Here is a 13,358-nt window from a genome sequence, read left to right as displayed (position 1 = left end):
CATGCGAGACAACGACTACCCGACCGAGGTGTCCGACCCGGAGGCCTCCGGGCTGCCCGAGACCGCGGACGACGACTCGAACGCGTACGACTCGGTGGAGAGCACCCGGTGGGCCGACGGTGCCGATCCGGCGGCGCTCGCGGGTGTCGGCCCCGGCGGTTCCAACCGCTACGGCGACACCGCCGAGGAGGCCCGTCAGGGCGAGCCGCTGGACTACCGGCTGCGCCAGGAGGAGCCCGACGTCGGCGCCGAGGACCCGCTGCCGGCCGAGCGGGACCCGATCGACGAGACCGTCGACTCCTCCGAGCAGCGGCGGTTCGACGCGGACGTGTGGGGCGCGAGCCCGACCTCCGACCCGAATTCCGCGGTGTCGCTCTACGACGACGGCCAGCTCGACGCGGACGACCCGCGCCCGGTGGGCCGGCTGGTGGAGACCGACGAGGGCTACGGCAGCGACGACGAGGCCGACAGCATCGCGTACGACGCCGGCGCGTCCGGTGGCGGCGCCAGCGCGGAAGAGCTGGCCATGCACGAGACGAACGCGCCCGACTACCGGTAGGGCCTAGTCCAGCCCCTGCTCGATGGCGTAGCGGGTGAGCTCGACCCGGTTGTGCAGCTGGAGCTTGCCGAGCGTGTTCTGCACGTGGTTCTGCACGGTGCGGTGGCTGAGGACGAGCCGGTCGGCGATCTGCCGGTAGGACAGGCCCTTGGCCACCAGCCGTAGCACCTCGGTCTCACGCTCGGTGAGCTTCGGTGTCATGCCGTCCGCGGCGGGCGGCTCGACGGCCAGCCGGCGGAACTCGCCGAGCACCAGCCCGGCCAGCCCGGCCGTGAAGACGGTGTCCCCGGCGGCCGTACGGCTCACCGCCTCCAGGAATTCGGCCTGGGCGGCGGACTTGAGCAGGTAACCGCTCGCCCCGGCCTTGACCGCGTCGAGCACGCTCTGCTGCTCACCGCTGGCCGAGAGCATCAGCACCCGGACGCCGGGCACCGCCTCCAGCAGGCCGTTGATCACTTCGACGCCGGACACGTCCGGCAGTTGCAGGTCGAGCACGACCACGTCGGGGCGGGCGGCCGCGGCGATCCGGACCGCCTGGCGCCCCTCGCCCGTGGTGGCGACCACGTCGTAGCCGGCCGCGGTCAGGTCGCGGCTGACCCCCTCGCGCCACATCGGGTGATCGTCCACGACCATGACCCGGGTCCTCGGTGCCTCTGTCACCGGCTCAGCCTATCGATGCCCGGGGCACGCTGAGCTCCACCTCGGTGCCCTGCCCGGGCGCGGAGGTGATCCGCACGGTGCCGTGCAGGTCGGCGATCCGGCCGCGGATCGACTGGGCCACCCCGAGCCGGCCCTGCTCCTCCGCCTGGGCGAACCGCTCGGGCGGGACCCCGCAGCCCTCGTCGCGCACGCTCACGGTCACCTCGGCGGGCTCGTCCTCGACCAGCACCCACGCCTTGGTGCCCGGGTCGCAGTGCCGCACCACGTTGTCCAGGGCGGCGCCGACGGCGGCCGCCAGCTCGGTCGCCACCCGCGAGGGCAGGCGGACCGCGCCGGCCGGGGCGGCGACCGACACCGTGGCCGACGCGTACGGGTCGAGCAACGTCATCAGATCCACCTCGGCGTGCTCGTCGACCGGTTCCGCCGTCCGCCCGGTGACCAGGGTGCGCAGCGCCGCCTCCTGCTCACCGGCCAGCCGGGCCAGCTCGCCGGCCTCCCCGTCCAGGCCGGCCCCGCGGCGTTTGACCAGCGCGAGCACCTGGAGCACCGAGTCGTGGATGTCGCGGGCCAGCCGTTCGCGTTCGCGGATGGTCGCCTCGAGCTGGATGGCTCGTTCCAGGCGCTGCTGCGACCGCTGGGCGACGCCGACGAGGTAGCCGACCGCCGTCGCGGCCAGCACCATGAGCACCGTGCCGGTGAACGCGGCCTGGTCGTAGTGGGCGCGGACGGTCAGGTCGGTGGCGCCCATGACCAGCGCCGCCGCGATGCCCCAGCGCCGGCCGCCGGCCACGGCCCAGGCGATGACCGGGGCGACGTGCCAGGCCACGGCCAGGGTCGGCAGGCCGGCCTCGAGCCCGGCCCGGCCGACCACCCCGAGGCTGGCGGCCATCACGCCCATGGTGACCAGCAGGTCGACCACCAGCAGGGGTGGCCGGCGCCGGGCCGGTACGGCGTACGCGTACGTGGTGAACACCGTCCAGGCGGCCACCACCGCGAGCGCCGGCCAGGCCAGCATGGGCCGTTCGTAGGCCCCGACGTTGCGGACCACCAGGACGGCCACGTAGACCAGGGCGGCGATCCGGTACACCGCGATCGCCCGCCACAGCGGGTTCTGCAGCCCGCTCGATTGCGCCATGGGCCGACGATCCCATACGCCGCCCACCCGTACCCGCGCTCGCCCAGCGGAATGATCAGACGTCGCCTACGGTCGAGTCATCGGTACGGAAGCATTGATCTCAGAGGCGTTCGACCGTAGCCGGATCACCGAGCTGCGGCATGCCGTCGCGGCCCGCGCCGAGGAGGCGGGCATGACCGGGGCCCGGCTGGACGATTTTGTGGTGGCCGTCAACGAGCTGCTCACCAATGCGGTGCGGCACGGCGGCGGCACCGGGCATCTCGGTCTCTGGGCCGAGGACGGTTCGGTCTTCTGCGACGTGACCGACCACGGCACCGGTCTGGAGTCGCTGACCCCGCAACGGCCACCGCCGGGCCAACCGGGCGGCTGGGGCCTCTGGCTCGTCCGGGAACTGACGGACACATGTGCGATCAAAACCGGACCCGACGGTACGGCCGTACGCATTTCCAGCCGCACCGACGCGAAATCCTGAATCTTTTTTTAATTTCGGCCGCCCCGACTTGACGTTTGCCCGCAGATCTTCTTATGTCTCTGCTGACGCTTCAGCATCATTGCCCCCCGGAGGTTTCCCCGTGCCGCGACACAGCGCGCCGCAGCAGCCCACGTGGCTGCGCCCCCGACTAGTCGTCGCATTCGTGGTCGCGACCGCCGGACTGGTGACCGCCGTCTGGCTGCCGACCCGCAACGACAGCGCGGACGCCGCGGAGCGCAACCGCAGCACCGACCGGCTGAGCCGGTCGCTGCCCGCCTTCGCCGACGAGTTCTCCGGCCGGCGCGGCAGCACGGTCGACCCGGGCAAGTGGGCGCTGCGCACCGACCGGGTGAACGGCGGCGTGCAGTTCAGCCAGAGCGTGCGCAACGCCCGGCTGGACGGCGACGGCAACCTCGTGATCATCCTGCGCGACGAGGACCGGGACGCCTTCTCCACGGCCCGCCTCTACACCCGGGGAACGCTGCGCGGCACCGCCGGCCACGTCGAGGCGCGGATCAGGGTGCCCGCCGACGAGGGTCTGCGGCCCACGTTCGAGCTCGTCAGCGCGGTGCGCACCAGCACCGGTGCGCTGAACCTGCTGGCCGACCCGGTCACCGACGACGACTTCCACACGTACGCGGTGGACTGGAAGCCGGGCGAGGTGACCTTCTCCGTCGACGGCTCGCCGGTCCGGCGGGAGGCGCTGCGCGGGGTGGACACCGGGCAGCCGTTCCGGCTGGCACTGAGCCTCACCGTCGGCGACGACCGGCGCGACGCCGATCTCCCGGCGCGGATGGTCGTCGACTCGGTCAGCTTCTCCGGGGCCGGCGCCTCGGCCGAGCCGCCCGCCACCACGCCGCCGACCAGCGAGGCGCCCACGACCCCGCCGACCACCGAGCCGGCCGAGCCGCCCGCCGGCGAGCCGACGATCCCGCCCACGACGACCCCGCCGGCCGTCACCACGCCGCCCACGACCCCGCCGACGGCGGCTCCGGCGGCCGCGCAGTGGGCGCCGTTCACGGACTACGTCGCCGGGCAGCTGGTCACCTTCAAGAACGTCGAATACCAGGTGCTGGAGACGCACACGTCGTTGCCCGGCTGGGAGCCGACCGCGCTGCCGGCCCTCTTCAAGAAGATCTGACCCGGGTAAAGCGTTATCGGGGGTTCCGGAACCAGTCTCCCTTGACTGACACCGGTGAATCTGTAAACACTGCTAAAAGTGTTAACAACCTCTTCCCCCGGAGGCTCATCCCCCATGCGAAAAACCCGCATTCTGCTCGCGGCGGCCGTCGTCGCCGCGACCCTCACGAGCGGCCTCGTGGCCGCTTCCCGCAACGACACGGCTGACGCCGCCATCGGCGGCATCACCTGGCAGGACGAGTTCAACGGCGCGGCCAACAGCCCGATCGACGCCAGCAAGTGGAAGTTCGACATCGGCGGCAGCGGCTGGGGCAACAACGAGCAGCAGTACTACACGAACTCGACCAGCAACGTCCGGCAGGACGGGCAGGGTCACCTGGCGATCACCGCCCGCAAGGAGAACCCGGCCAACTACCAGTGCCACTACGGCACCTGTCAGTACACGTCGGGCCGGATCCTGACCGCCGACAAGTTCTCCCAGCGGTACGGCCGCTTCGAGGCCAGCATCAAGATTCCCAAGGGCCAGGGCATCTGGCCGGCCTTCTGGATGCTGGGCGGCAACAACTGGCCGACCACCGGCGAGATCGACATCATGGAGAACGTCGGCAAGGAGCCGAACACGGTGCACGGCACCGTGCACGGCCCCGGCTACTCCGGCGCCGAGGGCATCGGCGGTGGCCGCACGATCGGCGCCGCGCTGGGTGACGCTTTCCACACGTACGCCGTGGAGTGGTCGCCCAACCTCATCGTCTGGTTCCTCGACGGCGCGGAGTACTTCCGGATCACGCCGGCCAACCTCGGCGGCGACCAGTGGGTCTTCGACCACAACTTCTTCATGATCCTGAACGTGGCCGTCGGCGGCTACTGGCCCGGCTACCCGGACGGCAGCACGCAGTTCCCGCAGACCATGCTGGTCGACTACGTCCGCGTCTCGGCGTGGACCGACGGCGGCACCACCCCGCCGCCGGCCACCGGCGGCACCGCGCTGCGGTCCAACTTCAGCAACCGCTGCATCGACATCCCCAGCGGCAACGCCGTCGACGGCGCCCGGCTGCAGCTGTGGGAGTGCAACGGCAGCGACGCGCAGAAGTGGGCGCCGAACGGCGACGGCACGCTGCGGGGCCTGGGCAAGTGCATGGACCCGGCCGGCGGCGCGCTGACCAACGGCACCCCGATCCAGCTGGTCACCTGCAACGGCAACCCGGTGCAGCGCTTCACCCTGTCGGCCGCGGGTGACCTGGTCAACGTCTCGGCCAACAAGTGCGTCGACGTGAAGGACTGGAACAGCGCCAACGGAGCCCAGTTGCAGTTGTGGGACTGCGGCGGCACCACGAACCAGAAGTGGACCAAGGTCTGACGCTGTTTGCGTACGACCGTTACTCTGCCGCCCGGGCCGCTTCGGCGACCCGGGCGGCATTGATTGTCTTCTCACCGTGGAACGGATCTCCTTGATGCGCGGACGCGACCACCACTTCGTCACGAACGTGTCCTCGCTGCTGGTGTGCGGCTTACTGGCCGGGGTCGCCGTGGCCGCGGCCGCTTTCCCGGCCGTGGCCATGTCCGGGCTGGCGGCCAAGGCCGGCGGCGAAGCCTTCGAGAATCTGCCCAGCCAGCTCAAGCAGGCCACCGCCCCGCAGCTGACCCGGGTCTTCGCGGCCGACAACAAGACGCTGATCACGGTGTTCTACGACGAGTTCCGCAGCGAGGTCGGGCTCAAGAACATCTCGATCAACATGCAGAACGCCATCGTCGCCGCCGAGGACCACCAGTTCTTCAAGCACAACGGCGTCGACCTCAAGGGCTCCGTACGCGCCCTGGTCAACAACAAGCAGGGCGGCGACAAACAGGGCGCCTCGACCCTGACCATGCAGCTGGTGAAGATGTCCCTGGCGTACTCGGCGAGCACCCCGCAGGAGGTCGTGGACGCCACCGAGGACACCACCACCCGCAAGGTCACCGAGATGAAGTACGCCATGCAGCTGGAGAAGGAGCTGAGCAAGCAGCAGATCCTGGAGCGCTACCTGAACGCGGCGCCCTTCGGCAACGGCTCGTACGGCATCTTCGCGGCCAGCCAGGTGTACTTCAAGAAGCAGCCCAAGGACCTCACCGTGGCCGAGTCGGCCCTGCTGGCCAGCATGGTCAAGGCGCCGAGCGGCTTCGACCCGACCACCCCGCGCGGCTACCCCCGGGCGCTGGACCGGCGCAACTGGGTGATCGGCAACATGCGCGACCTCGGCTACATCACCCCCGAGGCGGCCGCCGCCGCGATCAAGGTCAAGCTCGGCCGGACCACGCAGCGCACCGGCAACGGGTGCGCGTCCGTGCAGACCAACCACTGGGGCTTCTTCTGCGACTACTTCTACCGGTGGTGGCTCAGCCGGCCCGAGTTCGGCCGGACGGTGTACGACCGCGAGCGGCGGCTCAAGAGCGGCGGCTACCGGATCCAGAGCTCGCTGGACATCAAGGCGCAGGCGGCCACCCGCAAGAACATCACCGACAAGATCGGCATCAACAACCGCGACGCCCTGCTGCTCGCCGCCGTCCAGCCGGGCACCGGGCGGGTCCGCGCCCTGGCCGCCAACCGCCGCTTCAAGCTGGACGTCGAGCACAACAAGATGTCCTCGGACCCGAAGAAGGCCGCCAAGAACATCCGGGGTACCTATCCCAACACCACCAACCCGCTGCTCACCGGCGGTGGTGACATCACCGGTTACCAGGCCGGGTCGGTGTTCAAGATGTTCACGATGGTGGCGGCGCTGGAGAACGGCTACCCGCCGTCGTACCCGATCAACACCACGTACCAGTACAAGTCCGGTTACCGGGACACCGGGCCGGCCTCGTGCGGCGGCGGGTACTGGTGCCCCACGAACGCGTCGAAGAGCGAGAAGGGCCCGTACAACATGTGGACCGGGTTCGGGGCCTCGGTCAACACGTTCTTCGTGCCGCTGGAGGAGAGCGTCGGCGCGGACAAGGTGGTCGACGTCGCGCAGCGCTTCGGTGTGCAGTTCCGCTCCCCGAAGGAGAAGGAGATGGCCACCAAGAACGCCAAGGACTGGGGCGCCTTCACCCTCGGTGTGTCGGCCTCGACGCCGCTGGAGATGGCGAACGCCTACGCGACGCTGGCCGCCGACGGCAAGTACTGCTCGCCCACCCCGGTCCAGCAGATCTCCACGGCCAAGGGCGAGAAGCTCGACGTCGGCAAGCCCAACTGCCGGCAGGCCACCAAACCGGACGTGGCCCGGATGGCGATCGACGCGGCCCGCTGCCCGGTCGGCGACTTCGCCCAGCTGGGCAGCTGCAAGGGCCGTACGGCCGGCGCCGCCCGGGGCGCGGTGGGTCACCCGATCTTCGGCAAGACCGGCACCACCGACAACGACAAGACCGCGTCACTGATCATCGGGACGACGTCCATGGTCGTGGCCGGCTACCTGGTCAACCCGGACTACCAGGACCACCCGTACCGGCTGAGCCACTCCATCGTGAACCCGGCGGTCTGGGAGACCATGCACGACATCATGAAGGGCAAGCCGAAGGAGCAGTTCAAGAAGCCCTCCGGCGACAAGCTGCCCGAGGGCGAGCAACGCTCGATCCCGGACGTGAAGTGCCTCAGCGTCTCGGCGGCGACCAGCAAGCTCAAGGGCGCGGGCTTCATCGTGGGCCCGGGCACGGAGATCGCGTCGGACTGCCCAGCAGGTCAGGCGGCAGGCACCGCACCGGAGGGCCGGACCATCGAGGGCGGCTTCGTGAGCATCCAGATCAGCAAGGGTAAGGACGACAAGGATCCCAAGAAAGACGACAAGAAGCCCGGCAACGACTGACGGTCAGCGGGTCGTGAAGCTGTCGCCGTAGACGCGCCAGCTGAGCGGCCCGTTCAGGTCGAGGTTGCTGGCCTTCAGGAACAGCCGCTGCGCCGTCTCGACCCGGGTCACGTCGCTGTGCGCCTCCTCGGTGCGCATCTCCTTGACCCGGGCGTCCAGGAACGCGTTGAGCCACACCAGCTCGTCGCCGCCCTGCTTCGGCGTCTTGGCCTTGCGCATGGCGTCGGCGCGGATGCTGCGCAGCCCGGACTGGCCGTGCATCACCGCCGCGTCGTAGTAGGCGAACTGGCCCAGGGCGCGTACCCGGTCCGCCGAGGCCAGGGCGACCGCGGGAGCGAAGTACATCCGGTCCCGCTCGTCCTCCTGGGTCTTCTGGAACGCCGGGTCGGCGGCGGCCGCCTTCCAGGCGGCCGGGAAGCCGGGGTCGAGCCCGGCGTGCGAGTCCGACCCGTCGACGGTACGCAGCGCCGGCAGATACTTCGCCAGCTTGTTGCCGGGCACCCGGCGGGTGTACTCGGTCACCAGCGCCAGCATGTCCGAGGTGCCGCTGCAGAAACCGACGATGCCACCGGTGTAGCCGCGCCCGTCGCCGATGTCCTCCAGGTAGCCGAACTCGCCGCGCCAGTTCAGCGTCGAGTTCTCCGCGCTGGACACCAGTTGCAGCGCGATGGCCTTCTTCCGCGGGTCGGCGAGACCGGCGGCGAGTGAGGACGATGCCACCGTGGGCGAGCCCTCCTTGACCGGCGCGGCCGGGCCGGGCCCGAAGGCCTGCACCTCGTGGAGCGAGTAGCCGCTCGCGGAGCCCGGCTGGGTGGCGAGCACCCGCAGGTAGCGGCCGGTGCCGTTGAGCTTCTTGAGGTCGTCGGTGCCGCCGTCGCCGCTGCTCGTGCGGTAGAGGTCACGCCAGGCGGCACCGTCACTCGAGACCTGGACGCGGTACGACTTCGCGTACCCGCCGTCCCAGCGCAGCCGCACCCGGCTGACGTCCTGGGCCTTGCCGAGGTCGACGCGCAGCCACTGGGAGCCGGCCGCACCGGCCGCCCAGCGGGTGCTCGCGAAGCCGTCCACCGCCTTGGTGGCGTCCTGACCGGCGCCGGACACCGTCGACGCGGCGACCGGACGGCCCTTGGAGAGCAGCACGTCCGGCGCCGCGTCGGCGGTGACGGTGATGACCAGGGGCACGGTGCACACCGCGGCTATCCCCGTGCCCAGCGCGATCGCTTTCGCCCGGATACCCACCCCTCCAAGCTAGGTGGGCGGGCTCAGCGACGTTTGCGGTTCCGGGAAATCAGCACGAAGGCCAGCACGATGCCGGCGACCACGAGCAGGCAGCACAGGCCGCCGAAAATGGGAAGGAAACCGATGCCGCCGCGGCGCCGGCGCGAACGCGCCGCCTCCACTGCGAGCTCGGCCGTGCCGTTGCTCGCGGCCCAGGCGTGCACCGGGATGACCAGCGTCAGGACGGCGCCCGTCACGGCGGCGCTGAGCCGTGACCACCACTTCACTGCAGAAGACATGCGTTCCATCTTGGCCGACAACCGCAAGACCCGCATGACCGGACTACCGCCGACAGGGCAGGGTATGACCCAGCGGAATCGAATGAGGGGACGGGGATGGACGCGGATCTGACTGCTCTGGCCGAGGCGCACGGGGTGGCGACCTGGTACGAGGACTGGCATCGCGAGCGCAAGGACGTGTCGCCGGAGTCGGTGATCGGCGTCCTCGGCCTGCTCGGTGTCGACGCCTCCTCCCCGGCGTCGGTGGCCGCCGAGCTGGCCGAGATCCGGACCGCCCGTGAGCAGCACCGGCTGCCCGGCACCGTGGTCGTCCGGCAGGGCGGCACCCAGCCGTTGACCGGCACGATCCAGCTGGAGGACGGCACCCGGGTGCAGGCCGACGGTGAGCTCCCCCGCGACCTGCCGCTGGGCTGGCACCGGCTGGTCACCGACGAGCAGGACGTGACCCTGGTCGTGGTCCCCACCGAGCTGCCCGAGCCGCCGGAGACCTGGGGCTGGATGCTCCAGCTCTACGCCCTGCACTCGGCCGCCTCATGGGGCATGGGTGACCTCGGTGACCTGCGCAGCTTCGTCGAGGGCAGCCACGGTGCCGGGCTGGTGCTGCTGAATCCGCTGCACGCGATCACACCGACGGTGCCGGTGCCGGCCTCGCCGTACTCGCCGTCGAGCCGCCGGTTCGCCAACCCGCTGTATCTGCGGGTCGCCGACACCGACGCGTACCGGCGGGCCGATCCGGCCCTGCGGGAGCAGGTCGACGCCCTGCGGCCGGCGCCGGCCGCCGATGGCCTGATCGACTACACCGCGGTCTGGCAGGCCAAGCGGGCCGCGCTGGAACTGCTCTGGCCGCTGGCCGGCGAGGTCGACCTCACCGCCGACCCAGGGCTGACCGACTTCGCCACCTTCTGCGCGCTCGCCGAGGTGCACGGGCCGAACTGGCAGCAGTGGCCGGCCGAGTTCCGCCGGCCGGACTCCCCCGCGGTGCTGGCCGCCCGCACCGGCGACCGGGTCGCCTTCCACGTCTGGCTCCAGCAGCTGCTCGAGGACCAGCTCGGCGCGGCCAACCGGGCCGCCCGGGACGCCGGGATGCCGGTCGGCATCGTGCACGACCTCGCCGTCGGCATCGACCCCAGCGGCGCGGACGGCTGGCTGCTGCAGGACGTGCTGGCCGCCGGCGTGCACACCGGCGCCCCGCCGGACGCGTTCAACCAGCTCGGCCAGGACTGGGGGCTCGCCGCGTGGCGTCCCGACCAGCTCATCGAGACCGGCTACGCCGCGTACCGGGACATGCTCCAGCGGATCTTCCGGCGCGCGGGCGGCCTGCGGGTCGACCACGTGGCCGGGCTGTGGCGGCTCTGGTGGGTGCCGCCGGGCATGGGCGCGGCCGAGGGCACGTACGTGCACTACGACCCGGAGGCCATGCTCGGCATCCTGGCGCTGGAGGCGCACCGGGCCGGCGCGGTGGTGATCGGCGAGGACCTCGGCACGGTGCTGCCCGTGGTCACCGAGACGCTGGAACGCATGAACATGCTCGGCTCGGCGGTGCTGTGGTTCACCCGCGACTACGACGATCCGGCCGAGGGCTACCTGAGCGCGGCGGACTACCCCCGCAACGCGCTCGCCACCATCTCGACCCATGACCTGCCGACCGCGGCCGGATTCCTGGTCGGCGAGCAGGTCCGGGTCCGCGCCGAGCTCGGTCAGCTGGCCGGGCCGGTCGAGGACGAGCAGGAGTTCGCCGACAAGGACCGGGCCCAGCTGCTCGTCCGGCTCACCGAGGAGGGCCTGATCACGTCGGACACCCCGGCTCAGGACATCATCGTGGCGATGCACGAGTTCCTGGCCCGTACGCCCTGCCGGTTCATCACCGCGTCGCTCTACGACGTGCTGGGCGAACTGCGCCAGCCCAACCTGCCGGGCACCACGGACGAGTATCCGAACTGGCGGATCCCGCTCACGGCTAGCCTGGAGGAGATCCTCGCCGACCCGCGGGTGGCCCGGATCGCCGAGGTGCTGAGCGCGAAGAAAGGAACGGCCGCATGAGCTTCCTGGACAAGGCGAAGGAGTTCGCCGACAAGCACGACAAGCAGGTCGACCAGCTCCTGGAGAAGGTCGGCGACGAGGTCGACAAGCGCACCGGCCACAAGTACTCGGGCCAGATCGACAAGGGTGTGGACGAGGCCCAGAAGCGCACCGGCGACGGAGACACCCGCGTCTGAGGTTTGCCGCCATCTGGCCCGGGCACCCCGTCCGTACCAACGGAAGGGGCACCGACATGGGTTTCATGGACAAGGCCAAGGACATGGCCGACAAGCACGACGAGCAGGTCGACAAGGGCATCGAGAAGGCCGGTGACCAGATCGACGACCGCACCGGCAACAAGCACTCGAGCCAGATCGACAAGGGCGTGGACCAGGCTCAGGCCCGTACCGGTCAGGGCGACACCCAGCAGTGACCTTCGCCTTCCGGGGCCGCTCGCAGCTCAGCTCGCGAGTGGCTCCGGCGGCGGGTCGTCGTCGAGCGCGAAGAGCATGGGATGCACCGCCAGGCGGTGGTCCCGTTCGCGGCAGCGCGACGGCGGCAGCAAGGACGAGCGGTGCTCCGGGTGCTCCCCGCAGTGCCGCATCGCACGGGTGATCGCGTCGCTGTGGTGCCGGCCCCCGCCGTACTCACCGCAGCTGTCGCAGTCCCAGCGCCAGTAGGCCGGCCCGTCCTCCGACTCGTGCCGCCGGATCTTGAGCGGCGGTCCCGCCCGGTGCTGGGCGGCGGCGAGAATGGCCGCCATGTCGTCGGCCGGTGGCGGCCCGGCCGCTCGCACCGGCCCGTTGCCGATGATCTCGGCCAGCGCGCTGGTCCCCGTACCCGACACCACTCACCTCCACGTTGGTTGGTCGGGCCCAGTGTGGACCGCGGCCCATCGTCCGCATGACAGGTTTCACGTATAAGGGCGTCTTCGTTCACTCGCAGTGGTGCACCGGAAACGCTCGGCATCTTCCGGCCCGCCCTCCCGGTGTTACCGTGGTCGATCGGCGGTGCTCGGAGGTGGGGCCAGGTGCAGGGAAGCGGCGCAGCCGCCGACGCGCGTCCGGCGTTCACCCACTCGGCTTTCTTCTACGACTCCGACACCGCGTACGGCAACACGCTGGCCGCCTTCGTCCGTGACGGGCTGGCCCGGGACGAGGCTGTCGCGGTCGCCGCGAACGCCCACTGCACCGGCCTGCTGCGCGACGCCCTGGCCGCCGACGCCGCCGAGGTGCGGTTCCTGCCGGCCGACGAGTGGTACGTCCGCCCGGTGCGCACGATCGCCGGCTGGTCCCAGCTGCTGCGGGCCGCGGCGTCGAGCGGCCGGCCGTTCATGCGGCTGATCGGGCACACCACGCCGGCGCACGGGGCGCGCAGCTGGGTCCGCTTCGAGTCCGCGCTCAACGAATCCCTGGCCGGGCTGCGCGGGCATCTGCTGTGCCCGTACGACCGCAGCACCCTCCCGCCGGAGACCGTGAGCACGGCCGAGCGCACCCACCCCCGGCTGTACGACGACGGCTGGCTGGAGAGTGTGGGCTACCAGCCGCCGGAACGGTTGCTGACCGAGCTGCCCGAGCCGCCGTACCCGGTCACCGGGGAGCCGGTCATCACCGTACCGGTGCACGACTCCGTGGCCGGCCTGCGCGCGCAGGTCCGGGCGCGGGCCGCCGCGGAGGGCTGGCTGCCGCCCGACCGCGTCGAGAATCTCCTGCTGGCGCTGAGCGAGGTCGCCACCAACGGCATCCGGCACGGCGGCGAGCACCGGGAGCTGCGCGTCTGGCTGACCGACGACGCAGTGGTGTGCGAGGTCACCGACAACGGCCGGGTGCCGCCCGGCCCGCTCGCCGGCTATCTCCCGCCGCGGCCCGGCCGGATCGGCGGCATGGGCCTGTGGCTGGTCCAGCAGCTCTGCGACGCGATGGCGATCCGCTCGGTGGACGGGCTGACCCGCGCCCGCTTCGCGCTGCGCCGCAGCCCCGCCTGACCGGGGTAACCCCCGCCGTTTCCCGGGCGCGACGGGCCGCCCTGTGTCCGAATA

At 71.1% G+C, this 13,358-nt stretch carries 14 protein-coding genes; 9 read left to right on the top strand and 5 right to left on the bottom strand.

Annotated elements, in window-relative coordinates; genetic code table 11:
- Nucleotide 1: 1 nt before the first annotated feature.
- Nucleotides 2-559, top strand: coding sequence for a DUF5709 domain-containing protein (locus tag ACZ6S4_RS14415; protein ID WP_465475353.1), 558 nt, complete (start codon nucleotides 2-4; stop codon nucleotides 557-559).
- 3 nt (nucleotides 560-562) lie between these two features.
- Here the strand turns inward: ACZ6S4_RS14415 and ACZ6S4_RS14410 are convergent, their stop codons facing one another.
- Together ACZ6S4_RS14410 and macS are read right to left on the bottom strand one after the other, a co-directional pair.
- Complete coding sequence (locus tag ACZ6S4_RS14410; RefSeq protein WP_433732296.1) at nucleotides 563-1,192, bottom strand: response regulator; 630 nt, start codon at nucleotides 1,190-1,192, stop codon at nucleotides 563-565.
- A 31-nt stretch (nucleotides 1,193-1,223) separates the two neighbouring features.
- Nucleotides 1,224-2,354 (bottom strand): MacS family sensor histidine kinase, encoded by a 1,131-nt coding sequence (macS, locus tag ACZ6S4_RS14405; protein ID WP_465475352.1) that lies wholly within the window; start codon nucleotides 2,352-2,354, stop codon nucleotides 1,224-1,226.
- Nucleotides 2,355-2,448: 94 nt separating this feature from the next.
- Between macS and ACZ6S4_RS14400 the strand changes: the two genes are divergently transcribed.
- The 4 genes from ACZ6S4_RS14400 (at nucleotide 2,449) to ACZ6S4_RS14385 (ending at nucleotide 7,784) form a co-directional block, all read left to right on the top strand.
- Nucleotides 2,449-2,826, top strand: coding sequence for an ATP-binding protein (locus ACZ6S4_RS14400; protein WP_465475351.1), 378 nt, complete (start codon nucleotides 2,449-2,451; stop codon nucleotides 2,824-2,826).
- Between the two features lie 100 nt (nucleotides 2,827-2,926).
- Nucleotides 2,927-3,967 (top strand): carbohydrate-binding protein, encoded by a 1,041-nt coding sequence (locus ACZ6S4_RS14395; protein ID WP_465475350.1) that lies wholly within the window; start codon nucleotides 2,927-2,929, stop codon nucleotides 3,965-3,967.
- A gap of 114 nt (nucleotides 3,968-4,081) precedes the next feature.
- Nucleotides 4,082-5,323 (top strand): family 16 glycosylhydrolase, encoded by a 1,242-nt coding sequence (locus ACZ6S4_RS14390; protein ID WP_465475349.1) that lies wholly within the window; start codon nucleotides 4,082-4,084, stop codon nucleotides 5,321-5,323.
- A gap of 94 nt (nucleotides 5,324-5,417) precedes the next feature.
- Nucleotides 5,418-7,784, top strand: a complete 2,367-nt coding sequence (locus ACZ6S4_RS14385; protein ID WP_465475348.1) for a transglycosylase domain-containing protein — start codon at nucleotides 5,418-5,420, stop codon at nucleotides 7,782-7,784.
- Nucleotides 7,785-7,787: 3 nt separating this feature from the next.
- On the opposite strand, the gene ACZ6S4_RS14380 is transcribed toward ACZ6S4_RS14385, so the two are convergent.
- Both ACZ6S4_RS14380 and ACZ6S4_RS14375 read right to left on the bottom strand, forming a co-directional pair.
- On the bottom strand, nucleotides 7,788-9,023 hold the full coding sequence (locus tag ACZ6S4_RS14380; RefSeq protein ID WP_465475347.1) for a chitosanase: 1,236 nt from the start codon (nucleotides 9,021-9,023) through the stop codon (nucleotides 7,788-7,790).
- A 23-nt stretch (nucleotides 9,024-9,046) separates the two neighbouring features.
- Complete coding sequence (locus tag ACZ6S4_RS14375; RefSeq protein ID WP_212991153.1) at nucleotides 9,047-9,301, bottom strand: hypothetical protein; 255 nt, start codon at nucleotides 9,299-9,301, stop codon at nucleotides 9,047-9,049.
- Between the two features lie 96 nt (nucleotides 9,302-9,397).
- Here ACZ6S4_RS14375 and malQ point away from each other — a divergent pair, with 96 nt between their 5' ends.
- The 3 genes from malQ to ACZ6S4_RS14360 are packed head-to-tail and all read left to right on the top strand — an operon-like array spanning nucleotide 9,398 to nucleotide 11,753.
- Nucleotides 9,398-11,341 (top strand): 4-alpha-glucanotransferase, encoded by a 1,944-nt coding sequence (malQ, locus tag ACZ6S4_RS14370; protein ID WP_465475346.1) that lies wholly within the window; start codon nucleotides 9,398-9,400, stop codon nucleotides 11,339-11,341.
- On the top strand, nucleotides 11,338-11,517 hold the full coding sequence (locus ACZ6S4_RS14365) for an antitoxin (RefSeq protein WP_465475345.1): 180 nt from the start codon (nucleotides 11,338-11,340) through the stop codon (nucleotides 11,515-11,517). Before malQ ends, ACZ6S4_RS14365 begins: the two co-directional genes overlap by 4 nt.
- Nucleotides 11,518-11,573: 56 nt before the next feature.
- Entirely contained in the window at nucleotides 11,574-11,753 is a 180-nt protein-coding gene (locus ACZ6S4_RS14360; protein WP_465475344.1) for an antitoxin, read from the top strand.
- Nucleotides 11,754-11,780: 27 nt separating this feature from the next.
- On the opposite strand, the gene ACZ6S4_RS14355 is transcribed toward ACZ6S4_RS14360, so the two are convergent.
- The gene (locus ACZ6S4_RS14355; protein ID WP_360819162.1) at nucleotides 11,781-12,167 is read right to left on the bottom strand and encodes a hypothetical protein; all 387 of its coding nucleotides are present in this window, start codon (nucleotides 12,165-12,167) and stop codon (nucleotides 11,781-11,783) included.
- Nucleotides 12,168-12,350: 183 nt separating this feature from the next.
- Between ACZ6S4_RS14355 and ACZ6S4_RS14350 the strand changes: the two genes are divergently transcribed.
- Nucleotides 12,351-13,304, top strand: a complete 954-nt coding sequence (locus ACZ6S4_RS14350) for an anti-sigma factor RsbA family regulatory protein (RefSeq protein WP_465475343.1) — start codon at nucleotides 12,351-12,353, stop codon at nucleotides 13,302-13,304.
- Nucleotides 13,305-13,358 lie beyond the last annotated feature (54 nt).

This window comes from Actinoplanes sp. NPDC051405 (assembly GCF_055586185.1).
The sequence above is the reverse complement of the archived record's forward strand: the minus strand, read 5'-3'. Positions and strand labels throughout refer to the sequence as shown.

Bases quoted from the DNA above. Each gene is read 5' to 3' on its own strand.
- ACZ6S4_RS14415 (WP_465475353.1), top strand. From the start codon at position 2: ATGCGAGACAACGACTACCCGACCGAGGTGTCCGACCCGGAGGCCTCC.
- ACZ6S4_RS14410 (WP_433732296.1), bottom strand. From the start codon at position 1,192: ATGGTCGTGGACGATCACCCGATGTGGCGCGAGGGGGTCAGCCGCGAC.
- macS (WP_465475352.1), bottom strand. From the start codon at position 2,354: ATGGCGCAATCGAGCGGGCTGCAGAACCCGCTGTGGCGGGCGATCGCG.
- ACZ6S4_RS14390 (WP_465475349.1), top strand. From the start codon at position 4,082: ATGCGAAAAACCCGCATTCTGCTCGCGGCGGCCGTCGTCGCCGCGACC.
- ACZ6S4_RS14385 (WP_465475348.1), top strand. From the start codon at position 5,418: ATGCGCGGACGCGACCACCACTTCGTCACGAACGTGTCCTCGCTGCTG.
- ACZ6S4_RS14375 (WP_212991153.1), bottom strand. From the start codon at position 9,301: ATGTCTTCTGCAGTGAAGTGGTGGTCACGGCTCAGCGCCGCCGTGACG.
- malQ (WP_465475346.1), top strand. From the start codon at position 9,398: ATGGACGCGGATCTGACTGCTCTGGCCGAGGCGCACGGGGTGGCGACC.
- ACZ6S4_RS14365 (WP_465475345.1), top strand. From the start codon at position 11,338: ATGAGCTTCCTGGACAAGGCGAAGGAGTTCGCCGACAAGCACGACAAG.
- ACZ6S4_RS14360 (WP_465475344.1), top strand. From the start codon at position 11,574: ATGGGTTTCATGGACAAGGCCAAGGACATGGCCGACAAGCACGACGAG.